Annotated in this window: 21 protein-coding genes; 4 read left to right on the top strand and 17 right to left on the bottom strand. The window is 37.9% G+C overall.

Annotated elements, in window-relative coordinates; all coding sequences use genetic code 11:
• Window positions 1-119 precede the first annotated feature (119 nt).
• The 7 genes from MKY30_RS04360 to MKY30_RS04390 are packed head-to-tail and all read right to left on the bottom strand — an operon-like array spanning window position 120 to window position 6,567.
• Complete coding sequence (locus tag MKY30_RS04360; protein WP_341082895.1) at window positions 120-965, bottom strand: SDR family oxidoreductase; 846 nt, start codon at window positions 963-965, stop codon at window positions 120-122.
• Between the two features lie 3 nt (window positions 966-968).
• Entirely contained in the window at window positions 969-2,042 is a 1,074-nt protein-coding gene (gene uxuA / locus MKY30_RS04365; RefSeq protein ID WP_341082896.1) for a mannonate dehydratase, read from the bottom strand.
• Window positions 2,043-2,061: 19 nt separating this feature from the next.
• Window positions 2,062-3,078: a zinc-binding alcohol dehydrogenase family protein gene (locus MKY30_RS04370; protein WP_147211859.1), complete on the bottom strand. Its 1,017-nt coding sequence runs from the start codon at window positions 3,076-3,078 to the stop codon at window positions 2,062-2,064.
• Window positions 3,079-3,094: 16 nt separating this feature from the next.
• The gene (locus tag MKY30_RS04375) at window positions 3,095-4,369 is read right to left on the bottom strand and encodes a TRAP transporter large permease (protein WP_339283554.1); all 1,275 of its coding nucleotides are present in this window, start codon (window positions 4,367-4,369) and stop codon (window positions 3,095-3,097) included.
• A complete protein-coding gene (locus MKY30_RS04380) occupies window positions 4,366-4,842 on the bottom strand; it encodes a TRAP transporter small permease (RefSeq protein WP_339283556.1) in 477 nt (158 codons plus the stop codon). The genes MKY30_RS04375 and MKY30_RS04380 overlap by 4 nt, the downstream gene beginning before the upstream one ends.
• Window positions 4,843-4,847: 5 nt before the next feature.
• Window positions 4,848-5,864 carry a TRAP transporter substrate-binding protein gene (locus MKY30_RS04385; protein WP_147211862.1) on the bottom strand — a complete coding sequence of 339 codons (1,017 nt, stop codon included), beginning with the start codon at window positions 5,862-5,864 and terminating at the stop codon, window positions 4,848-4,850.
• A 28-nt stretch (window positions 5,865-5,892) separates the two neighbouring features.
• Window positions 5,893-6,567, bottom strand: coding sequence for a GntR family transcriptional regulator (locus MKY30_RS04390; RefSeq protein WP_147211863.1), 675 nt, complete (start codon window positions 6,565-6,567; stop codon window positions 5,893-5,895).
• A gap of 94 nt (window positions 6,568-6,661) precedes the next feature.
• On the opposite strand from MKY30_RS04390, the gene allD reads away from it, so the two are divergent.
• Entirely contained in the window at window positions 6,662-7,672 is a 1,011-nt protein-coding gene (gene allD, locus MKY30_RS04395; RefSeq protein WP_341082897.1) for an ureidoglycolate dehydrogenase, read from the top strand.
• Window positions 7,673-7,841: 169 nt separating this feature from the next.
• Here allD and MKY30_RS04400 read toward each other — a convergent pair whose 3' ends face one another.
• The 3 genes from MKY30_RS04400 to MKY30_RS24090 form a co-directional block, all read right to left on the bottom strand.
• The gene (locus tag MKY30_RS04400) at window positions 7,842-8,285 is read right to left on the bottom strand and encodes a hypothetical protein (RefSeq protein WP_341082898.1); all 444 of its coding nucleotides are present in this window, start codon (window positions 8,283-8,285) and stop codon (window positions 7,842-7,844) included.
• Between the two features lie 8 nt (window positions 8,286-8,293).
• Window positions 8,294-8,863, bottom strand: coding sequence for an MFS transporter (locus tag MKY30_RS04405; protein ID WP_246145216.1), 570 nt, complete (start codon window positions 8,861-8,863; stop codon window positions 8,294-8,296).
• Between the two features lie 190 nt (window positions 8,864-9,053).
• Entirely contained in the window at window positions 9,054-9,179 is a 126-nt protein-coding gene (locus MKY30_RS24090; RefSeq protein ID WP_443093869.1) for a hypothetical protein, read from the bottom strand.
• Between the two features lie 292 nt (window positions 9,180-9,471).
• Here MKY30_RS24090 and MKY30_RS04410 point away from each other — a divergent pair, with 292 nt between their 5' ends.
• Complete coding sequence (locus tag MKY30_RS04410; RefSeq protein ID WP_445667730.1) at window positions 9,472-10,434, top strand: L-lactate dehydrogenase; 963 nt, start codon at window positions 9,472-9,474, stop codon at window positions 10,432-10,434.
• Between the two features lie 64 nt (window positions 10,435-10,498).
• Here MKY30_RS04410 and MKY30_RS04415 read toward each other — a convergent pair whose 3' ends face one another.
• The 3 genes from MKY30_RS04415 to MKY30_RS04425 form a co-directional block, all read right to left on the bottom strand.
• The gene (locus tag MKY30_RS04415; RefSeq protein ID WP_341085590.1) at window positions 10,499-11,929 is read right to left on the bottom strand and encodes a four-carbon acid sugar kinase family protein; all 1,431 of its coding nucleotides are present in this window, start codon (window positions 11,927-11,929) and stop codon (window positions 10,499-10,501) included.
• Between the two features lie 10 nt (window positions 11,930-11,939).
• Entirely contained in the window at window positions 11,940-12,842 is a 903-nt protein-coding gene (gene garR, locus MKY30_RS04420; protein ID WP_156986150.1) for a 2-hydroxy-3-oxopropionate reductase, read from the bottom strand.
• 72 nt (window positions 12,843-12,914) lie between these two features.
• Window positions 12,915-14,291, bottom strand: a complete 1,377-nt coding sequence (locus tag MKY30_RS04425; RefSeq protein WP_147211866.1) for a GntP family permease — start codon at window positions 14,289-14,291, stop codon at window positions 12,915-12,917.
• Window positions 14,292-14,949: 658 nt separating this feature from the next.
• On the opposite strand from MKY30_RS04425, the gene MKY30_RS04430 reads away from it, so the two are divergent.
• A complete protein-coding gene (locus tag MKY30_RS04430; protein WP_341082901.1) occupies window positions 14,950-16,743 on the top strand; it encodes a discoidin domain-containing protein in 1,794 nt (597 codons plus the stop codon).
• A gap of 249 nt (window positions 16,744-16,992) precedes the next feature.
• Entirely contained in the window at window positions 16,993-17,610 is a 618-nt protein-coding gene (locus MKY30_RS04435) for a GntR family transcriptional regulator (protein ID WP_339283566.1), read from the top strand.
• A gap of 101 nt (window positions 17,611-17,711) precedes the next feature.
• On the opposite strand, the gene MKY30_RS04440 is transcribed toward MKY30_RS04435, so the two are convergent.
• From MKY30_RS04440 to MKY30_RS04455, 4 genes are all read right to left on the bottom strand, one after another.
• On the bottom strand, window positions 17,712-18,479 hold the full coding sequence (locus MKY30_RS04440; RefSeq protein WP_341082902.1) for a 2OG-Fe dioxygenase family protein: 768 nt from the start codon (window positions 18,477-18,479) through the stop codon (window positions 17,712-17,714).
• Between the two features lie 271 nt (window positions 18,480-18,750).
• The gene (locus MKY30_RS04445; protein ID WP_339286345.1) at window positions 18,751-19,374 is read right to left on the bottom strand and encodes a class II aldolase/adducin family protein; all 624 of its coding nucleotides are present in this window, start codon (window positions 19,372-19,374) and stop codon (window positions 18,751-18,753) included.
• Between the two features lie 33 nt (window positions 19,375-19,407).
• Window positions 19,408-20,430, bottom strand: a complete 1,023-nt coding sequence (locus MKY30_RS04450) for a zinc-dependent alcohol dehydrogenase (protein ID WP_186813700.1) — start codon at window positions 20,428-20,430, stop codon at window positions 19,408-19,410.
• A 59-nt stretch (window positions 20,431-20,489) separates the two neighbouring features.
• Entirely contained in the window at window positions 20,490-21,938 is a 1,449-nt protein-coding gene (locus MKY30_RS04455) for a PTS galactitol transporter subunit IIC (RefSeq protein ID WP_341082903.1), read from the bottom strand.
• Window position 21,939: the final 1 nt, after the last annotated feature.

A 21,939-nucleotide genomic window follows, 5' to 3' on the forward strand; every position in this document is an offset into this window, starting at 1 on the left:
AATAAGACTTCTGCGTAAACATATCGTTGTTTGTTTATGCAGAAGTCTTATATTACTACTCTAGTGCCTTTGAAACAAATATTTTACCTTCATTCTTTTTATAAGTTCTGTACAATAATCTAAACACCTGAATAAGCCATAAATCCACCATCTACAGGTACGGTAATCCCTGTTACAAAGCCAGACATATTGTCGTCTGCCAGCCAAAGCAATGTTCCTAATAAATCTTCCGGCTTTCCAAATCGGCCTTGTGAAGTATGATTGATAATTTTCTCTGCGCGCTCGGATAAAGAACCATCCTCATCAAGCAAAAGTCCCCGATTTTGTTCTGTTAAAAAGAACCCAGGCGCAATCGCATTAATACGAATACCAGCATCAGCAAAATGAACAGATAACCACTTGGTAAGATTATCAATGCCTGCTTTGGCAGCACTATAGGCTGGAACTTTCGTCATTGGGGCTGGAGCTGCCATGGATGAGATATTAATAATATTCCCACCGTATTCAGTCATTTTTTTCGCAAATACTTGTGTTGGTATGAGTGAACCAATTAAATTCAACCGAAAAACATGATCAAAGCCACTCAACTGCAAATCAAAAAAAGATTTTAAAGAAGTATTTTCGATATCCCCTGCTTCAAATATTTCTTTATCCGTAATGGCATCCGGATGATTTCCTCCAGCTCCATTAATCAGCAAATCACATTCTCCTAATTCCTGCTTCACAACCTCATACGCTTCCTTCACATTTTCTTCATTTAATACATCACAAGATACTGCAATCGCCATACCGCCCTGCTCTTTTATTTCATCTGCTACCTTCTGTCCTTTTTCCACATTTCGATTTAATATTGCTACTTTCATCCCTTGGCGGGCTAGCTCCTTTGCCATAACTTGACAAAGAACGCCGCTTCCGCCTGTAACAACCGCTGTTTTTCCAGCTAGATCTTCATGAGTTGGTAACACTGTTTATGCACGCTCCTTTCTCTTCACTAATTCATAAGCATCCCAAAGACCCCAGAGATGCATGATGCCTAAAGCACGGTCATATAAACCATAACCCGGCCGGCATTGTTCATTCCATAAATGTCTACCATGATCTGGACGGGCATATCCTTTAAAACCTGTCTCATGATAAGCTTTGACAATATCATCAATTGGTACTGATCCATCCTTTGTTCGGTGAGATGTTTCGATAAAATCACCATTTTCATAGATTCGTACATTACGAATATGAGCAAAAGCAATACGATTATGAAACCTGCGGATGATAGCCGGAATATCATTATTCGGATTAGCTCCCAATGATCCGCTGCACAAGGTCAAGCAATGTGAGGGGCTGTCTGAAATAGACAGATACCTTTCAATGGCCTGCTCATTCGTAATAATTCGGGGAAGATTAAACACTGGCCAAGGCGGATCATCTGGATGTATAGCCAGTTTAATATCCTCCTCTTCAGCAACAGGAAGAACTTCCTTCAAGAAATACTCTAAGTTCTTCCATAATTGATCCTCGTCTACTTCTTCATACGACTTAAAAGATTCTTTAATTGTTTTCAGGCGTTCTGGTTCCCATCCAGGCATTGTATAGCCCGAATTGGTTATTTGCTCAATCAAATCATTGGGATTCATATCATTCACTTTTGATGTTTCATAAAATAATGCGGTGGAGCCATCCTCTAATTTTTTATATAAGTCTGTTCGTGTCCAATCAAATACGGGCATAAAATTAAAACAAACTACCTTCGCGCCTATTTTGGCAACATTCCTTAGACTCGTTTTATAATTTTCTATATATTCATTTCTTGTTTCCTTGCCTAATTTTATGTCTTCATGTACGTTAATACTTTCTACTACATCTAAATGAAAACCATATGCATCGGCTTGTTTTTTCACTTCCAATACTTCCTCTTCCGGCCAAACTTCACCTGCTGCACGATGGTGTAATGCCCAGACCAATCCTTCTACACCAGGAATCTGCTTTATTTGTTCCAGTGAAACAGAATCGTTATTTTCACCATACCACCTAAATGTCATTCTCATATCCTACCCACTCCTGCTGCTAAAATGTCAACACAATTTTTCTTACTTCCTCAGGTTTGTTTTCCAATAGATCAAATGCATCCTTAACTTGTTCCATCGGAAAACGATGCGAGATAATCTGACTTGGATCCAGTTTCCCTTTTTCCACTTTTTCAATAACGCCTTTAAATTGATGCGTCTGCAGTCTCGAACCTACAACTTTCAATTCCTTTTTTGTTAATAGCAGCGAAGGTATCGCAGAAGGTTGTTCGTTGAAACCTAATGTAACCACTGTCCCTGCAATAGATGCCAATTCAACTGCCTGCTGAAATGTTTGTGGAAGACCTACTGCATCAATCACCACATTTGCAAGTTCTCCGTCTGTTAATCTCTCTATTTCTTTTGCTACATCTGTTTCTTTCGGTTGAATTGTAACATCTGCACCAATTGAAGCAGCGTAATCTAATCTTGTTTGATTGAAATCAGAGATAATCACTTTCGCCCCATGTTCTTTAGCCAGCAAGAGGCAAGCAATTCCAGTTGGTCCGGCCCCGATAATAAATACCGTATCACCTTCCCTGACTTCTCCTCTATAGGTTGCTTGGGCACCGATCGTTAGCGGTTCAATTAAAGACGTTGCTTCTTCGGAAACACAATCCGAGACCTTATGCCAATTCTTTTCTTCAGCCTTAAGCCATTCACTCATACCACCGTCCCGATGGACACCGAAAACCTCTAATGATTTACAGACATTCGGCTGTCCTTTTCGGCAAGCATAGCATTCTCCACAGTAAAGGATTGGCTCTAGAGCCACTAAATCTCCTACCCTTACAGAAGATACTTCTTCACCAACCTCCTCCACAATTCCTGAAACTTCGTGGCCAATAATCCGAGGATAGACAGTAAAAGGGTTGCTGCCATGATAAATATGGACGTCTGAACCACATATACCGACATTTTTCACCTTAACAATAACATCCTGTAAACCTTCCAACTTCGGTTTTTCTATTTCTACAATTTCCAATTCACCAGGGTTTTCCACCTGTATAGCTTTCATAATGTATACACATCCTTTATTCAAATAAACTTGGTAAGAACAACGATAATGAAGGAACATAGGCTACAATAATTAATACCACCATCGCTACTGCAAAAAACGGTAGCAACTCTTTTACAGTTCTGGTAATCGGTACTTTAGCGAATGTCGATGCTACAAATAGACAGACTCCTACTGGAGGAGTAGATAATCCAATCATTAGAGATAATACCATTACCACTCCAAAGTGAATTGGATCCATTCCCACACTTTGTGCAACAGGCAGTAAAACTGGGAATAGAATAACCAATGCTGCAATTGTCTCCATAAACATTCCTACAAGTAAAAGTAATATAATTATTAATAAAATAACAATTATTGGATTTTCTGAAATAGATAAAATTCCGTCCGCAATAAGAAGTGGAACACCTTCACTAACTAAAATCCACCCGAATGTATTTGCAAAACCCACAAGTAAAAGGATAGAAGCAGTAGATCGTAAAGTAGTCAATAAAATACCAGGTATTTCTTTTAACTTCAGTTCTTTATAGACAAATTTGCCAACAATAAAAGCATACACAACACAAACTACTGCTGCTTCAGTTGGAGTAAAATAGCCGCCAAGAATTCCCCACAAGATAATAACAACCATTAACAGTGCCCAAAATGCACCAAAAAATGTCTTTCCAATTACAGAAAATGACTGTTTTTCTCCCTTAGGATACTGACGCTTTACAGAAATGGCATATGTAACAATTAAAAAGCCAATAGCTAGCAGGACACCGGGAATTGCTCCAGCTAAAAATAAGTCCCCAATAGAAATACTCGCCAATGTTCCGATGATAATCATTGGAAGTGAAGGTGGAAGCATTGGTCCAACTGTAGAAGATATGGATGTAACCGCAGCAGAAAACCCGGCGCCATATCCTTGTTTTTTCATTGCTGGAATCATGACAGATCCTATACTCGCTGTATCGGATAAGGCTGTTCCAGAAATTCCTGCAAAGCCTAAGGAGGAAGCCACGTTTGTTAAGCCTAGTCCACCTCTAATATGACCAACAACAGCATTTGCAAAATCAATAATACGATTAGTAATTCCTCCGGCGTTCATCAAATTACCGGCAAGAATAAAAGCAGGGATTGCCAGCATAACAAATGAATCTAGTCCGGCAAACATGGTTTGCGGAATGACTGTCAACGGCACTCCGGCTACAAGCAAATAAACCAAGGATGATATACTTAAACTAAAGGCTATTGGCACGCCGAAAGCGATTAATAACAGGAATAGTCCAAAAAGCAATAAAGCCATCATATTTGCTCACCCTCCTCGTCCTGATTCTTTCCAGTAAATTGATCAATAATGTAAACAACAGAATATATCATTAATAAAACCGCCAGTAAGGGAACCGCTGCATACGTGTAAGACATTGAAAATCCTAACGTGGGAGCATAAAAATCAGAACCTAGACTGACAAGTTGTATTCCATAGATAAATAATACGATAGAAAACAATAAAATCATTGTAGAAATAACACTTTCATATATTTTTCGGACACGGTCAGACAATCGTTCAATCAATAAATCTACCCGGATAAACTCTTGTTTTCTCAATGCCAGCGGAGCTGCTGTAACAATAGAATACACAAATAAATAGCGGGAAAGCTCTTCTGTCCACATAAAGTCATATGGGAAATAGCGACTTAAAATCTGAATAATAACTACTAGCAACAGAGCAGTAAATAACAGCATTGTCACTATTCCAAGAGTCTTATCAACTTTTTTCATTATATTCATTCTTCATCACCGCTTTCTTCCGCTGCATCTAAAATCTCAAGATACAATTCTAACTGCTCCTCATCAAAATACTCTTCTAACGCAGGCAGCATTGCTTCACGAAAAGCGTCTTGATCCACGTCTTCATTAATTTCCATTCCATTATCCAGCAATCTTTGGAGAACCGCTTCTGTTTCTTCTTCCAATAGACCTTGTGCATATTGCTCTGCTTCTGTTGCAGCTTCTTTTACCGCCTCCTGCTGTTCTTCAGGCAGCGCTTCCAATTGTTCTGTACCTACCACTACATAAATCCAGGAACGTACATGTTCTGTTAAATTCAAATAGTTTTGTACTTCATAGAACCCATTACTTTCAATAAGATCATTCGGATTCTCCTGACCATCAATGACACCTTGCTGTAAGCCGGTAAATACTTCATTTAAACTGATTACTTGAGGTTGAGCTCCTGCCGATGACCAGGAATCTAAAAATAATGGCACATTGGGCACACGCATACTAAATCCTCTTAAATCCTCAGGTGTTGAAATTGGATAATTAGATGTTAAATTTCTCGGAGCGCGCTCCATATAAAATAACGGTGTTAATCCAACATCTCTCTCAATATCCTGTTCGATTCTCTCTCCAATCTCCCCCTCAATCACATTACGCATATGCTCCTCACTTTCAAACGCATATGGAACCGCTAACATTACAGCATTAGGAGTCCATACTTCTAATGTCTCACCTGTAATTGTTAGATCCGTTGCTCCAAAACGAATGGAGTTAATATTATCTACCTCACTGCCCAACTGACTGTTGGGAAAAATCTCAATTACTACTTTTCCATTTGTTTTTTCTTCTACCCGATTAGCAAATTCAACAGCTGTACGATGCCAGAGATGACTTGCATCAGAGATATGTGTCATCTTCCAATGTGTAACATCATCTTCCTTTGCGGAACTCTCCTTTGCTGAAGAGCACCCGCTTAGAATAAGGAGAGTCAGCAAGCTGAATACAAACATTCTCTTTAACATGATGTTTAACCCCTTTATAACATTTTATTTAATTAAAATAGTCAGGATACCTATCCTTTAGTGCCTTTTGATCATATATAAGCAATGCCAGGTGCGCCCGAATCAAATCCTCCGCTTTTTTTTGATTCTTTTCCTTTATAGCCTCAACCATTGCCTCATGCTGTTCAACTAACTTCTTCCAGTTCAATTTTAACTCGATACTCAATTTACGAAGCCGCATAGAATGCGTGTCCATTTTTTGAATTGTTTTCCATACACGTCGCTTGTCTGCTCCCTCTGCAAGCAGCCTATGAAATTCTTTATCTAATATATATAAGGTATTTTCATCATCATCATCTCTTGCTTTTTTCTGTTCTATTACATTCATTTCTAATTTATTCAGACATTCATCAGAAAACTGTTCACATGCTAAACGAATAATTCCTGCTTCCGCCTGCTCTCGTAAAAAACGCGCTTCTTCCACATGATCTAAATCAATTAATGCCACAAATGATCCTCTTTGCGGAAGCACCGTTAAAAGTTCATCTTCTTTTAATCTTAGAAAAGCTTCTCTGACAGGGGTCCGGCTAACCTCCAGCTCTTCAGAAATTTCTTTCTCAGAAATAGCCGCACCAGGAGGCAACTCCAAATCCATAATAGATTCTCTCAATGAATCATAAACAAAATCTCTCGTTGAATGTTTAAATTTAGTTCGATTTAACATCTTCTTATCTCCTTTCTGAAATTTATTCTACCACACTACCATACAAGTATGCTAGTATAAATTTAAACGTTTTCAAGGGAAAGGAGAAATTTCTATGATTCCAAAAAAGGAGCTCCAAGATATAACAAAGAAAATATTTTTAAAGTATGGTGTAACAGAAGAGGCTGCCGAAGCAATTGCTGATGTTCTGGTGCACGCAAATTTAAGAGGTGTCGATTCTCACGGTGTTCTAAGGGTAGAACATTATATTAAACGAATTCAATCGGGAGGTATTAATCCTGCTGCTCAACCACGAGTAACCGAGACCTCCGCCTCAACTAGTGTTTTAGATGGGGATAATGGATTTGGACATTACATCTCTAAATCAGCAATGGATATAGCAATTAAACAAGCGGAAGGAGCAGGAGCCGGAGCTGTAGCGGTCAAAAATAGCAGTCACTGTGGCGCACTTTCTTACTTCGTTGAACAAGCTGCTCAAAATAATTTAATTGGTATAGCGATGACTCACACAGATAAAATTGTAGTTCCTTTCGGCGGATCAGAACCCTTCTTCGGTACTAATCCAATCGCTTTTGGCTTTCCAGCAAATAAGGAAGAACCTGTCATATTAGATTTCGCTACAAGCACCGTTGCCTTAGGTAAAATTTTAAATGCAAAAGAAAAAAAAGAAAGTATTCCCCACGGTTGGGGAGTGGACGAAAATGGTGAAGCTACACACGATCCGAATAAAGTAGTTGCATTATCACCTTTTGGCGGTCCAAAAGGATATGGATTAGCAATGGTAGTTGAAATATTCTCTGCTATGCTGACTGGAGCAGCTTTTGGCCCGCATGTCTCTAAAATGTATGGAGAATATGATAAAAATCGAGAACTAGGACACTTTTTTATGGCAATCGATCCAGCAAAATTTGTTTCCATTGATACATTTACATCTCGACTTGATCAAATGATTCAGGAATTAAGAGAAACTACCCCTGGTCCAAATATAGACAAAGTTTATATTCCTGGTGAGCTGGAGATGCTCAATGCCAAAAAAAGAGGGAAAGAAGGGATTCCATTGCCTGATTCAGTCCTTGCATTTTTGAAACAGGAAATTGTAAAATAAGGTTCAAGATTATAAACAAATAGTAGCTTAATCATCTGATAGAGGGAATTAACATAACCTTTCCCTCTATCTTCATTTAAATGATTCAATTTTTAATAGTTTTAATTAGCTTGATAACCCTTTCTTTGATACTTCTTTTGTATCAAAAAATTAAAACCAATTCCCAACCCTAAAAATAAGAAAGAGCCCCCAATCTAATTTCAATCAATTCAGCTGCTATTCCGATCGCCAAAGTAAATAAAACAATGAAAGCTGCTTCCACCAATCCAAAAACAGTAAAGAAACGCCCCATAATCTCCACTGGTATATTATTTTGATAAAAGGTCAGAAAGCCTGTGTTGGCAAAAGAAAGTGCAAATGTCAGCAGATAGAATCCTGTTGCAGCTGCCATAAAATTTGTGGAGAAGGCAAAAATTAAATAACCAATGGGCGTAAATATAACCCCGAATCCCATCAGTATATTAATTTTTAAAAGCTTAGCAAACAACGCATTAATCAAGGAACCAGCTACAATTCCTGCTCCTGCAATACTGACTAAAAATCCATAGGCGCTTTCATCCAGAAGCAGAACCTCTACTGCAAAAGCAGCCTCCATCGAATCAAGCCCTGTCATAAAAACAGTCACTCCACCAAACAAATATAAATCAAGATAATATATTTATGGTCAGCTCCATACTTTAGAATCTTCTTCCAATCCTGAATAACAGACTGCATATTAATCCTGCCATTTATTTGAGATTGCTCATGCAGATTAGGCAGAAAAAGAATAATTATGGCAGAAATACACAATGCTCCTGCATTCGTAAATATAGCAAGCGCAGGACTCCCAACCATAAATAATGCTCCAGCAATAGATGGCCCCAATATAAAAACGCAGGAATTAATAAAATTACGTAAGGCATTAAATCGCTGGCGATTTCCTTTTGGGACTAACTTAGTCATATAGACAACAGACGTCGGCTCGAACATGGCACTTGCAACATTTATTCCAAACACAATAATATAGATTACCAGTAATGAATCCAAAAAAGGAAGAACAAAAATAAGTCCTGTCCGGAATAAGTCCAGTCCAATCATCAGATGCTTTTGATTCAAATGATCAATAAATGAACCTGCCCAAAAGTTAGTGAACATTGCAGCTAATGGCATTAGAATATACAGTATAGAAACCGCAAGCGGGGATCCTGTCATTTCTAAAATAATTAAATTTAATGCAATCAGGTATATCCAGGCTCCTTAGATACGCCTATCCCCGTTAAAAGTAATGAGGTGTTTTTCCACCCTCCCCAATTTTCTTCCATAAAAAAGCCCGCGTCCTAAAAGTTATTTAAACTTTGAGGACGGGACTTCTTATATCACAGAAGATCGTGGTGCCACCTCATTATGTTTCTGCATCTCTGCAAAAACCTCTATAAGCAACAGAATCAATCATTGCTTCTCCCGATAACGGGAGAACCGGCACATCAACATCTGACAATCCTATGTGCAGCTTCGAGGCTTGGTTCAATATAATTTCGCACGCTCCTTCTCAGCTTCTGGAGTTCTCTGTAATGCTTTTCTTATATTTGCTCTTCTCTTCATCGCTTTTTTTTATAATTTTTATCAGCTTTGATTTTGTTTAGAAATACTATACACATTTCCAGTTAAAAGTAAATAGGATATCCTATTTACTTTTCCACTTCCTTCAAGTATTCTGAGCCTAAGAGAAAACTTATTAAAATACTATTGACTTATATTGTGAAATGATTCACAATATAAGAGTGGAGTATTAATTATAAAACCAAGGGGTGGGCAGAATGATGGAAACAAAATATCAAAAAGTAGATAGAGTTGTTTTAATCGGATCAGGGGCAGTTGGAATCAGTTACGCATTTGCTTTAATGAACCAAGGGGTAACGGAAGAGATAGCAATTATTGACTTAAATGCAGATAAAGCACTTGGAGATGTATGGGATTTAAACCATGGCAAGACTTTTGCGCCTTCTCTTACAAATATCTGGCAAGGGGACTACGAAGACTGTAAAGATGCGGATATCGTCTGTCTCTGTGCAGGAGCAAACCAGAAACCAGGTGAAACACGCTTAGATCTCGTTGAAAAAAACATGAAAATCTTTAAAAAAATTGTGGATGACGTCATGGCTTCAGGCTTTGATGGAATTTTCTTAATTGCAACGAATCCTGTGGATGTTCTAACACAGGCAGTAATTGAGTTTAGCGGTCTTCCTGCACATCGTGTTATTGGAAGCGGCACAACATTAGATACAGCACGGCTCCGTTATAAACTGGGAGAGTATTTTAAAATTTCACCTAAAGCTGTCCATGCATACATCATTGGTGAACATGGAGATACAGAGCTGCCGTTATGGAGCAGAGCAACGATTGGTCCTGTGCCGCTTCATACTTATCTTGAAACGCATGAAAACCACAAAGCTGAGGATCTTGATCAAATTTTTGTGGAAGTGCGTGACGCAGCTTATCATATCATTGAGAAAAAAGGAGCTACTTTTTATGGCATTGCCATGAGCCTCGTACGGATTACAGAAGCTATTTTAAAGAACGAGCATACTGTGTTAACTACAAGCAGCTATTTACAAGGGCAATATGGTGTGAAGGATGTATGTATTGGTGTCCCAACTATCATCAGCCGTAAAGGAGTTCAAGAAATCATTGAAGTACCAATGAACGAGGATGAACAGAAGAAATTCATGCATAGTGTACAGACTTTAAAGGACATTTATGAGCCTGCAATCAAGCATCTATAAATTTTAGATAAATATTAAAAGGTAATAGGAAGCAGATCATTCTGCTTCCTATTACTTTTTTCACCTACTCTTTATCTTCCAGCACTGCCACAACGTCTTTTAACGTTTCCGGCTCTCCGACATTTCCCGGGAAAATAATATAAGCAGCATTTGGAAATTTGCTCTCCGGTCCAGTCTTCCAAACAGGAATACCTGGTTTCACCTGTCCTGCTACTTCTGCACGTTTTACAGACAAGCCTTCTGTTCCGATACTGCTGGAAGTAATCCCTCCCTTAGCAACGACATAACTTGGCTGTACTGCCAAATCCTTCACAATACTCGTTACCGCATCTGAAATTTTTACAGATTGCTTTAATTCTTCCTCTTTCTTATTTTCTCCAAGATCCAGACGTTCTCTGCGCGTATAATAAACAACGGATTGACCATTTTTAATCGCTTCTTCACAAGCTAAACGAACCCGTTCTGTTTCTTTTTTAAACTTCTCTTCATCCTGAACAAGATGTACATCAAATTCAATTCCCTGCACCAGCCCGCTATCCAGCAGATGCTGTAATTGTTCTGTTGTTTTTTTCACATGAGAGCCGACTGCAATCAATCCACCATTTTCCCTGCTTTTAGAAATAAGCATTTCTTCTCTGGTTAATAAAGGTTTATCACTGATATCTCCAAGTACTTTCGTTAAAGAAGCGGCGCTGCGGCAAATAAAATACTTCCCGGCACGAATAGCTTTGATTAATGCCGTAGCAAAAACCTCTACATCCTCATAGCCGACTGCGTTCACTACGATTTTTTGAAAATCCTTAGCCAGCAGCAGCTGTTCTTTAATTTTATCTACTTTTTGATCACGTAAATCCTCTAAAGAGATATAAATGGTATTTTCTTTTGTATATCGGCCATTCGTTTTTTCCTCCACCCATTCACCAAGATCAGAAGCAGTAAATCCAAATGTTCTATCCTTCGCAAATTCTGTATCCCCGGCAGGAACCAGGACATCACCATCCTGAACATAATGGATATTATTTATGGTGAATCTTCCGCCCTCTTTAAAAAACGGGATAATAACCTCTCCATCAAAGGAAGCCGCTCCCTTTTCTTCGATAGTTTCTTTCAGAATCTCTGTTTCCAGCGGGTAATGCCCGCGCATCGTAGAATCTGAACGGCTAATTAAGATATATGGAATGTTTTTTTCCTCAGATACTGCCTGCACACGTTCAGCAATGTCTATATGACAGCGAATCGTTTCCTGTTCGGTAAATCCGCGTGAATTTGTTAAAATAAAAAACATGCTTTCTTTTTCTGCAAAACCTGCTTCAATCGAGGCTTTATCCCAATTTGTATATACTGATACACCATGCACCGTCTGAATTCCTGTGGGATCATCATCAAGGACAACAATTTTATACGGAGAATCTGCTAATTCTGCTTGCAGAGCGGATAGCGTTTGCTGTCTATCAACTGCTTTGATGCTTCTCAAAATCTCTTTCGCATTTAGCATTTCTGCCATATTACTCCACCTCTTCTCTTTTCACAGTCACATTTGCTAATTTTTCATAATGCTGCACAATACTTGCGTGGTCTAATGTTTCTTTTCCGTCACTTGCTAATGAATGGAAGATTTCTAATAGCTGACTGGATAAAGGAAGCGGTACATGCAAATCATGTGCTGTATTCATTACATTGGTAATATCCTTCATATTAATATCTACGCGGCCGCCAGCTGTAAAATTACGATCCAGCATCATCGGAACTTTTGCATCTAATACCGCACTTCCAGCCAAGCCGCCCCGAATCGCCTGATACATTTTCTCTATATCAATCCCCGCTTTTGTAGCAAGTGTAACCGCCTCTGATACAGCAGCAATATTTAAATTAACAATAATCTGGTTAGCTAATTTTGCTGTGGATCCGCAACCCGAATCACCAACTAAGACCACATTATTCCCCATTGCTTTTAGAACAGATTTTACATTTTCAAAATTTGCCGAATTTCCTCCGACCATAATAGCAAGTGTTCCATCAACTGCTCCTGTCTCTCCGCCACTTACCGGAGCATCTAAGAAGGCCACGCCTTGTTCTTTTGCATCAAGAGCTAATTGCTTGGACTCTGTTGGTAATACAGAGCTCATATCCACGATAACAGTATCTTCATTAGCACCTTCGATAACACCATTCAGACCAAAAATAGCTGCTCGGACATGATCTCCTTTTGGAAGCATGGTAATAACTACATCACTATTTTCAGCTACTTCTTTTCCAGTTGCTGCAGGTATTGCCCCTTCTGCCGCAACTGCTTTCACAGCCTCTGGATTCAAATCAAAAGCAGTCACTCTGAAGCCAGCTTTTAATAAATTCTTTGTCATTGGCATTCCCATAATTCCTAATCCAATAAATCCAACACTTTGTTTCATTTTTTCTCCACCTTTTCTTCGTATAGATTAAATATGTAAGGGGTATTGAACAACCCCTCTTATTTCTTATTATTAAAGACCTGGCAAGAAACCAGAAATAGCGTTCAATAGGTGTACCATTACCAGTGCTGTCACGCCAGCTGCAAATCCTCCTAAACTCCATATACGAATCGTTTCCGTTACAGATAATCGCCCGAATTTATTTACCACCCAGAACCCAGAATCATTTGGCAAGGATAGTCCAATACCACCTGCCGCTATTGCAAGTCCTAATAGAACTGGAGATGCACCTAAGTCTGCGGCTAGTGGCCCTAAAATCGTAGAAGTTGTAACTAGAGCTACTGTTGCACTTCCTAAAGAAGCCCTTAAAATTTGCGCAAAAACAAAGCCTAAAATCAACGCTGGCATATTAAACCCTGTCATCAAATTTACAAGTAAATCTCCTAGACCAGTTTGCTGAACAACTTGTCCAAAAGCTCCGCCAGCACCAGTAATTAACAATACCATCCCTGAAGATTCAAATGCTTCTTTCATGACCACTTCTGTTTTTTCTTTAATATATGGCTTTAATACGAACATTGCAACAATTACACTGATAAGCAATGCACTATTTTTATCTCCAACAACTGCAAAAATTTTACCAAGTATTGTTTCGGAAGAGTCTTGCAAAATAACATTATTAACGACTGTATTTGATAGAATTAATACAATTGGTAAAGCAAGCATAGCGTAGGCCAGCCATGTTGGCATTTCTTTGCGATTGGGACCTCTTTCCGCTTGCTCAACTGTTTGTAATTCCTCTTTCACATCTTCTAAACGGTTACCATTAGGAATACGTTTCCCAATTATTTTCCCATAAATCACTCCTCCAACTAATGTGGCAGGAATAGCTACGAGTAATCCATATATGAAGAAAACACCAATATCCACACCCATCTGGTCCGCTACTACTAACGGTCCTGGCGTAGGGATGATTAAGCTATGTGAAACAATCAATCCAATCGCAAGAATAGCTACAAATGTTGCTAAAGAAATTTTCGTACGCAACGACAAACTATAAATCAACTTATGTAAGATGATAAAAGCGGCATCAAAAAATACTGGAATAGCAACTGTTGTCGATGTAGCAGCTATAGCATATGGTGAATTTTTCACTCCAAACGTCTTCAACATTGAACTTGCAATCTTTTCTATTGCACCTGAAGCAGCTAAAAATTGTCCAAATATAATTCCTAAACCAATCAGAATTCCCACACCGGCCAGTGTATTACCAAAGCCTTCAGCAATCACCGCGGGTACTTCATTTGCCGGAATAGCAGAGACAATCCCAATACCAATTGCCACCACTAATAATGCAATAAAAGCATCCCATTTAAAACGTATAATAAGTACAAAAAGAATAATTAAAGCAACAACAAAACCAATAATTAATCCATTACCTGTTAACATAATTTATCTTCCCCTTTATGGTTTGCCCATGTACTTCTCCATCCTTGTCACAACTGAACAAAATTACTTTATTATAACTGCATTTGAAACGCTTTCATTAAAATATGTTCTTTCTTTTTGAAATCAATCTGCCCATTGTTTCAAAAACTAAATTTTTATCATTGTATTCCTGTTCCTCATTTTTACCCTGGTTCCTTTTGCTCCTTACCAGATAGCAAGAAATACTTCTCATCCAGCTTTCTAATGTTAAGGATTTTTTTAGTAAGCGATTTCTTTTTGTCAATTAAATATTTTTATCATCTGTACCCCCTCTCCAGTTTCATTACGGCAGTGATATGGTCACAACATAATGTCATATTTTTATTACTTTAAAGTCCTGCCCCATGAAAAATATTCTTTAAAGAACATGATCTTCGCAAATCACTTAAAAATTATTCTAGCATGATAATTAGCCATTGACAACAAATTGTATACAATTTATCATTTTTGGTATACATTATTGGAAAGCGATTACAAAATGATTCTCTAAAATTTATAAATAAAAATATAGAAGGAGATTGATACAAATACACATTCATTCCAATATATACAGGAAAATAAGTTACTAATCAGAAAGTCTATTCACTTTACTTATGTCTTTTTTAAAAGGAGCATTTACATGAAAAATATTTCGAATTATAAAATTATTATGCCGGTGTTAGTTATACTCGTTGCCCTCATTGTGGTACTAATTACAAATAACCAAAATGACGAAACCATTGACAGTGATTCAGAAATTTCTACAGTGAATTTACAAGATGCCCCTGCATTTGATGAACAAAAGATTGATGATATTTCTTACCTTTTATCCCTTCCGGACACTGTTGATGAAGAACTCGTTCCACTAATAATTATTTCCAGCAATAACCAACAGCAAGTTTTAAATGCGTTAGCGGACTCTTCTATTCAGACGGAGAAAAAAGCTGTACTTATCAATATCAGTACCTCCATTAGCAAAGATGATCTTAAAACGGTTGTTGATGAAATAAGAAGCACTTATTCTATAGAAGACTCAAAAGTATTTGGTATCAACATGGGAGATTCTTCAGCAATAACAGATCTAGAAGCTGATTTTAAAAAACTTTTCACCAACGTCATTACCATCTCTCCAGATAATATAGAAACAGAAAAAATTATTGCAGAAGTAGATAACCTGTTAGAACAAAGCAGAGGTATTATTTATAACAGTACTGTAAAACATCAGCATGTCTCAACAAACAGTAATACACCTGTTGTAGATGCCCTGGACGAGTCTCCTGATACAGTATGGGTCCCGGAAGAAAATGGAGAAAAGGAAGTTATTATTGCATTTGATAATGAAATAGTAGTTAGCCGATGGCAAGTAGAAGCCAATCAGCCAATTACATCCATGACTCTGCAAACGAGTTTAGATGGAGAAAAGTGGACAGACATCGACGTAATTCAAAGCAATAATCACAACAGAGTTGATCGAATATTACCTGCAACAAACGCACAATATGTGCGATTTACAACAGATGAAGATGATATTGAAATAGCTGAATTGGAAATATACGCAGAATATGCTGTTGCTGCATCATTTTCCTTTGAAGAATATACGAATGCAGCAGGAAATACCATGCCTTACCGTCTCTTTGTTCCCGATAATATTGACCAGCTAACAGATATACCCGTTATTTTGTCTCTTCATGGAAGTGGACAACGAGGTACTGATAACAATCAGCATTTAGGTATTACAAAAGGGGAGGGCACTATTTTATGGACATTGCCAGAAATTCAAAAAGAACATCCGGCTCTCGTAGTTGCGCCTCAAATTAGTCCTGATCAATTATGGCGTGATGAAGAAGTGATGAACTCCATAGAACATATATTAGAAAGCCTCAAGAAAACATACCCTGATATAGACACAAATAGAATTTACGCTACAGGGGTGTCTATCGGGGCAGAAGGCATCTATAATCTAGCTATTAAAAATCCCGATTTATACGCTGCCTTGCTTCCTGTGGCAGGCGGACCGAATAATCCGGTAGGTGATGCTCCACCAGTAGAAGAAACTGTCATCCCTAATATTTCAAAGTATGCTGACATCCCTGCCTGGCTTATGCAATCTTATGATGATAGTGTAAGAGCTCACACACTTACTAACGAATTAGTAAACGCCTACAGAGAACTAGGCTATAACCCAAAATATACAGTTTATTTACCAGGTGAAACAGAAAAAGTAGCCACAAGCACGCATAGCTCCTGGATATACGCTTATCAAGATGAACGAATTATTGATTGGTTATTCTCTCAATATAAAACAGATCGTGTTGTTCCGGAAAATAAATCTTATCAGCCTGTAGAAGAATATTCCGAAGAAGAAATCACCCAGTTGGAAACAGACAGAAGACACTATATTGATCTTGACGAATTTACCGAACTTGTGGAATGAAATGATATATTATTCTCTTAGAGAGTTATCTATATCTAAACGAAAGTTAATTAAAAAATAACTTTAATGCAATACACTTAAGTTTGTAAATAGGATGTAGAAAGTATGTGCTTTAAAACCTCTTTTGATATAATTATGAAAAGAGGTTTTTTTATTATAGATAAAGTTTCCTCTTTTTATAATTTACAAAGGATAAATGAACCTATACATAACAACACATTTTATTTGATTTAATAAGGAGAACGCGAAATGACAAACAAGAAAGCCAAAACTGCACAAATTTATGCTTATGAAACAGTTAGAGATCGTATCTTACAAGGTAAATACGAAGGACAGACAAAATTAATAGAAGATAAGTTGGCGAAAGAACTACAGATTAGTCGTACACCTGTCAGAGAGGCTATTCGTCGATTGGAGCAAGAAGGATTAATAAAAAATAAACGTATTATCAAACCTTCTCCAACAGATATTCGCCATATGTTTGAAATGCGTATCGTTATTGAGGGTTATGCTGCTTCAAAAGCTGCGAAATTCATGATACCTGATAATATTGCTATCATACGTTCAGCTATTGAAAAAGCAAAGCAATCCGAAGATCCTGAAGAAATTATTAACTTCAATAAACAATTTCATGACTATATCGTCAAAGAATCGCGTAATCCAATTATGATTGAGACAGTCGACCGGATGCAAGCCATTATCTATATGCTCAGCCATGCAGTCGTTTTTTATAACAGACCTTTTTTATTGGATGAACACAGCAACATTTGTGATGCTATTGAAAAACATGATCCAGTAGAAGCAAATAGGCTGATGCAGGAGCATTTACAGGCTGATTTGGAGTTTGTATTGAATATAACCGACTGACCAGCAATACAAACTTGATAATTTTTTGTAAGGACATTGTCTATATAAAAGAAATCTCTTCTTCCCGCTTGAATCCAGGTTGAAGAGTCTTCTTTTCTCGCTTATGATTCATCTACATCGGCTACAACAGTTTGCTGATAATCAATTAAGATTACAGAACGTACACCAGCTTCGTCACCGTCGCCTTTTTCAATAGGGCTGACATAATGCGAAACTGCCGAATCCGCTACACCATAGGATTCTAATGGCTTTGTGATTTCAAAAATCTCTTTCACATCTTCCTGATCAACCGTATCAAAATTCTCTCCTGCTGCTTTTGGAACACCAATGGCGTTGGTACCGCCTTTCACATTCGCTCTTTTAATTAAATGAGCAAAAGTAAACGGCTCTCCATCCTGATGAAAGCAGTTTGGTGAAGAAACAGCTTTATCTGTATCATTTTCCACATAGAGCTTTACAAAATGCACACCAACATGAATCGGCATAATGCGGTCTTCTTCCTTCCAAAATGTTTCATGATAATCAAACAGGATAATTTTTTCTAATAATTTATTTGCTTGTATTTCTTTATCAATACAAGCAAATTCACGATAAGATCCTGGATACTCTGGATTAAATTTACCTTGGAAGTACGCAGAGTACTCCTCTCCGTCTTTTGTCAGTGTTGGAAGCCATTCAATCTGACTAGAGGATGGCAGTACAAGTGCACGTGAATATCTTCTGTAGCGATTTAATCCTTTAGCATATTCGTCGGCAGGAAGGTCCTCAAAATAATTTAATAATGTCTGGTAGTCTGCTTCTATACCTTCATAGTTTAATTGCTGCATTAAATCATACCGCGCATAGCCATTGTTTTTTAAATTGCTCATCTATATTACTCCTTTATTGTGTAAACTTCTTGTTATTCAGGTAAGTTGGGTCTAAAAAATTATAGTCCCAACTTATAATTTTAGATGATTAGAACTGAAAAAACAAATGGGATAGTAGCTAAGTTAAGCAATATAATGATAGCAAATAAAAAGGTCTAAAAGCTATTCACGAATTAAAACACATGCTTACTAAAAAAGAGATAGTACTTTCATTTTTCAAGTAATAAACCGAATGAAATTAACTTACAAACTGATTTCATTCGGTCTATTTTTACCCACTCACATACGTTTTAAACCCTTCTAAAGCATTATCTAAATCCTGTTCAGTCAGAGGGTTCACGCTATTTAACGTGTAACTTCCATATGCCAGCAGCGCAACTTCCTCAATTACTTCTGCTCTACGATATGCATCCTTCAAATTACTTCCAACGGCTACTACACCATGATTAGCCAACAGGACTCCTTGATTATCTCCTAACGTCTCCACTGCATAGTTTGCCAGCTGCTCCGACCCATAAGTAGCATATGGAGCTACCGGAATTTCTCTTCCAATATCAGCAATCATATAATGAACTGGCGGTATCGGCTTATGCGCGCAGGCAAACATCGTAGCATATGTTGAATGTGTGTGGACAATTGCTTTAATCTCTGGACTTTTCGCATAAATATGGCTATGCATTGGTGTTTCTGATGATGGCTTTCGATGGCCATGTACGACTTCACCGCTTCGCAAATCCACCTCAAGTACATCCTCTTCTTTCATCTCATCATACGGTAATGCAGAAGGAGTGATATACATCATATCCCCATGTCTAATACTTACATTTCCCGATGTACCAACTGTCAGCCCGCTATTGGAACACATTTTTGCGTATTTAACTACTTCCTGTTTCATATTCAAGAGATATTCCTCCATTCTATTTTTAAATTACAATAACACCGCATTTTTTATAACTTTTCCTTCCTTATGGTTAATAATCGCCTGCTCCACTTCATCCAGTCCATATTCCCCATTCACAAAAATATCAGCTGTAATTGTTCCTTGTGTAATCAGATCAAAAGCTGCTTTTACATGCCGGGGTGTTGTATGGAATATCCCTTTTAAGGTCAACTGAGAGTAATGCAGTAAATTCGTTTGTGTTGTAATCGTTGTATTCGATTTTGGTCCGCCAAATAAATTAACCAGTCCCCCTTTTCGTGCCATAAGGATGGTATTTTCCCACACTTCAGGCATCCCTACTGCCTCAATGGCCACATCTACACCACGATTATTTTCTGTAAGACTTTTTACTGCTTCTACAATATCCTCTACCTTACTTATATTAATAGTTGCAGATGCCCCCAGCTCCTTTGCAACTTCTAATCTTTCGGAGTTCATATCCGTTGCTATGACATATGCTCCTTTTAAAGATGCTAATTTAATAAAAAACAATCCAATCGGTCCTGCTCCATTAACTACCACTCTATCTCCCAGTTTAATATTCGACTCTTCGATGCCATATACCGCGCATGATAAAGGTTCTGTTAATGCAGCACTTTTAAATGAAACTGAATCAGGTATTAAAAATGTGTTTTGATCTACGATTCGTTTAGGTATTCGTTGATATTCTGCATAAGCACCCCAGTTAATTAGTAAATCCTCACACATTGAATGCTGCCCTTGTTTACAGTAATAGCATTGATTACAAGGTGCAGAATTATGGGCTACTACTCTATCTCCTACTTTGAACTTAATTACATTTTCTCCAACAGCTTCTACCACTCCTGCTGCCTCATGCCCAAATAGTATAGGCGGCTCTAAAAGCGGATACCCTCTCACATACGTTTTTACATCTGTTCCACAGGTAAGAGCTACCTTATTTCTAACAATAATTTCTCCTTCATTTGGAGATGGTTTATCTACTTCTTCAATTCTTATATCCTCTGGTCCGTAAAAAGATGCTGCCTTCATTATATCTCTCCTCATTAGTTTTAAGTTATTGGGTTGTTGGGTCAAGTTATGATGAACTTTCACCCTGTTTTCTTCTCTTGTGACTTATTATCCTCATTTTTTTCAAATTCTTTTTTTCGTAACTTCGGTATAAAGAAGTAAATATAAGAAAAGATGGATACTGCTACTAAGATGACGATTCCAATCACAATTCCTAAAGTCCACTCTGAGCCACTGATAAATGGAAGCATCAATAGCCATGGAAGTAAAAATGAGCCGCCTCCCAGACTCGATATTAGAGAAGCATTTTCAGGTATATTAAAGCTTGCCGCCTCTGCCAATTGTGTTTGCAACGGTGCAATAAATGTAGCAATTAATAAAATCCCTGCCATAAAGAATGAGCCGATGAGCACACCCCTAATTAAATTCCCTCTGCTCCAGACTACTGCCCAAACAGCAAAGAATGGCAGTACAGCTAAATCTGTAAAAGGCAAAAGCTGATTAATTCCGGAAAAGCTTAATACTACAGCAAGTATTAGAGTAATAGGGACTAATAATAATCCGGTTGCTACTACACTGGGATTCCCTACAACAGTAGCTACATCCAAGCCAATAAGAAGCTCTCTTCCTGGAAATTTCTTATTCAGAAACTTCTTTGCTCCATCAGATATAGGGAGCAGCCCCTCCATAAGTAACCGGACCATCCTTGGAAAAATCATCATTACTGCACCTAAAGTTATAGCAGTGGTCAGTAATTGACTAATGCCACTTTCTAATTCTCCCGCCATAATTTGTGGAAAAAAGGCAAGTTCTCCAATTAATGCCCCCAGAACCGTTCCAATAAACAAAGGCTCTCCTAAAATTCCGTATTTCTTTTGAATCTTATCTGGATCAGCATTTAATTTATTTAATCCCGGTATTTTATCTAAAACTTTATCTAGGACCATCCCTACAGGTGCCCAGGCCATTGTTTGCATATGTGGCAATGAAACTCCAGGCAGTCCGAAAAATTCCTGTACCTTTGGTGCTGTCATGTCTGCCAGCTTTAATGTAATGACTAAAGCTACCAGTCCAATGACAATTGATAAAATAAAATTATTCGTAGCTGCGTAGATAAATGCAGCTCCAAAAATAAACTGCCAATAATTCCACATATCGATATTTAATGTTTTAGTGAACTTAGTAATAATCAGTAAAATATTTAACAGGATGCCTAAACCAAAAATCCACGGAAGTATCGTAGTGGCTGAAAATGCTGCCGCAGCAGCGGTCGGCCAGCCTGTATCAAGTATTGTTAAATTTATATTCAAATTACTTACCATTGCTTCAGCTGCCGGTCCCAGCGTTTCCACCATCAAACCAATCACCAGGTTAATCCCTATAAAACCTATACCTACCGTCAATCCCGCTCTTATTGCCTTCCCAATTGGTACTTGAAAAATCATTGCCATAATAAAAATAATAAACGGCATAATAATGCTTGGTCCAAGATTTAAAATAAAATCGATAACCTCGCGAACAGCTCCCATA

The organism is Oceanobacillus sp. FSL W8-0428 (assembly GCF_038004405.1).
Lineage (GTDB): Bacteria > Bacillota > Bacilli > Bacillales > Amphibacillaceae > Oceanobacillus > Oceanobacillus sojae.

Excerpts from the sequence above, each read along its gene's own strand:
- uxuA (WP_341082896.1), bottom strand. The coding sequence starts at position 2,042 with ATGAGAATGACATTTAGGTGGTATGGTGAAAATAACGATTCTGTTTCA.
- MKY30_RS04370 (WP_147211859.1), bottom strand. The coding sequence starts at position 3,078 with ATGAAAGCTATACAGGTGGAAAACCCTGGTGAATTGGAAATTGTAGAA.
- MKY30_RS04375 (WP_339283554.1), bottom strand. The coding sequence starts at position 4,369 with ATGATGGCTTTATTGCTTTTTGGACTATTCCTGTTATTAATCGCTTTC.
- MKY30_RS04380 (WP_339283556.1), bottom strand. The coding sequence starts at position 4,842 with ATGAAAAAAGTTGATAAGACTCTTGGAATAGTGACAATGCTGTTATTT.
- MKY30_RS04385 (WP_147211862.1), bottom strand. The coding sequence starts at position 5,864 with ATGTTAAAGAGAATGTTTGTATTCAGCTTGCTGACTCTCCTTATTCTA.
- MKY30_RS04390 (WP_147211863.1), bottom strand. The coding sequence starts at position 6,567 with ATGTTAAATCGAACTAAATTTAAACATTCAACGAGAGATTTTGTTTAT.
- allD (WP_341082897.1), top strand. The coding sequence starts at position 6,662 with ATGATTCCAAAAAAGGAGCTCCAAGATATAACAAAGAAAATATTTTTA.
- MKY30_RS04400 (WP_341082898.1), bottom strand. The coding sequence starts at position 8,285 with ATGACAGGGCTTGATTCGATGGAGGCTGCTTTTGCAGTAGAGGTTCTG.
- MKY30_RS04405 (WP_246145216.1), bottom strand. The coding sequence starts at position 8,863 with ATGACAGGATCCCCGCTTGCGGTTTCTATACTGTATATTCTAATGCCA.
- MKY30_RS04410 (WP_445667730.1), top strand. The coding sequence starts at position 9,472 with ATGGAAACAAAATATCAAAAAGTAGATAGAGTTGTTTTAATCGGATCA.
- MKY30_RS04415 (WP_341085590.1), bottom strand. The coding sequence starts at position 11,929 with ATGCTAAATGCGAAAGAGATTTTGAGAAGCATCAAAGCAGTTGATAGA.
- garR (WP_156986150.1), bottom strand. The coding sequence starts at position 12,842 with ATGAAACAAAGTGTTGGATTTATTGGATTAGGAATTATGGGAATGCCA.
- MKY30_RS04425 (WP_147211866.1), bottom strand. The coding sequence starts at position 14,291 with ATGTTAACAGGTAATGGATTAATTATTGGTTTTGTTGTTGCTTTAATT.
- MKY30_RS04430 (WP_341082901.1), top strand. The coding sequence starts at position 14,950 with ATGAAAAATATTTCGAATTATAAAATTATTATGCCGGTGTTAGTTATA.
- MKY30_RS04435 (WP_339283566.1), top strand. The coding sequence starts at position 16,993 with ATGACAAACAAGAAAGCCAAAACTGCACAAATTTATGCTTATGAAACA.
- MKY30_RS04440 (WP_341082902.1), bottom strand. The coding sequence starts at position 18,479 with ATGAGCAATTTAAAAAACAATGGCTATGCGCGGTATGATTTAATGCAG.
- MKY30_RS04445 (WP_339286345.1), bottom strand. The coding sequence starts at position 19,374 with ATGAAACAGGAAGTAGTTAAATACGCAAAAATGTGTTCCAATAGCGGG.
- MKY30_RS04450 (WP_186813700.1), bottom strand. The coding sequence starts at position 20,430 with ATGAAGGCAGCATCTTTTTACGGACCAGAGGATATAAGAATTGAAGAA.
- MKY30_RS04455 (WP_341082903.1), bottom strand. The coding sequence starts at position 21,938 with ATGGGAGCTGTTCGCGAGGTTATCGATTTTATTTTAAATCTTGGACCA.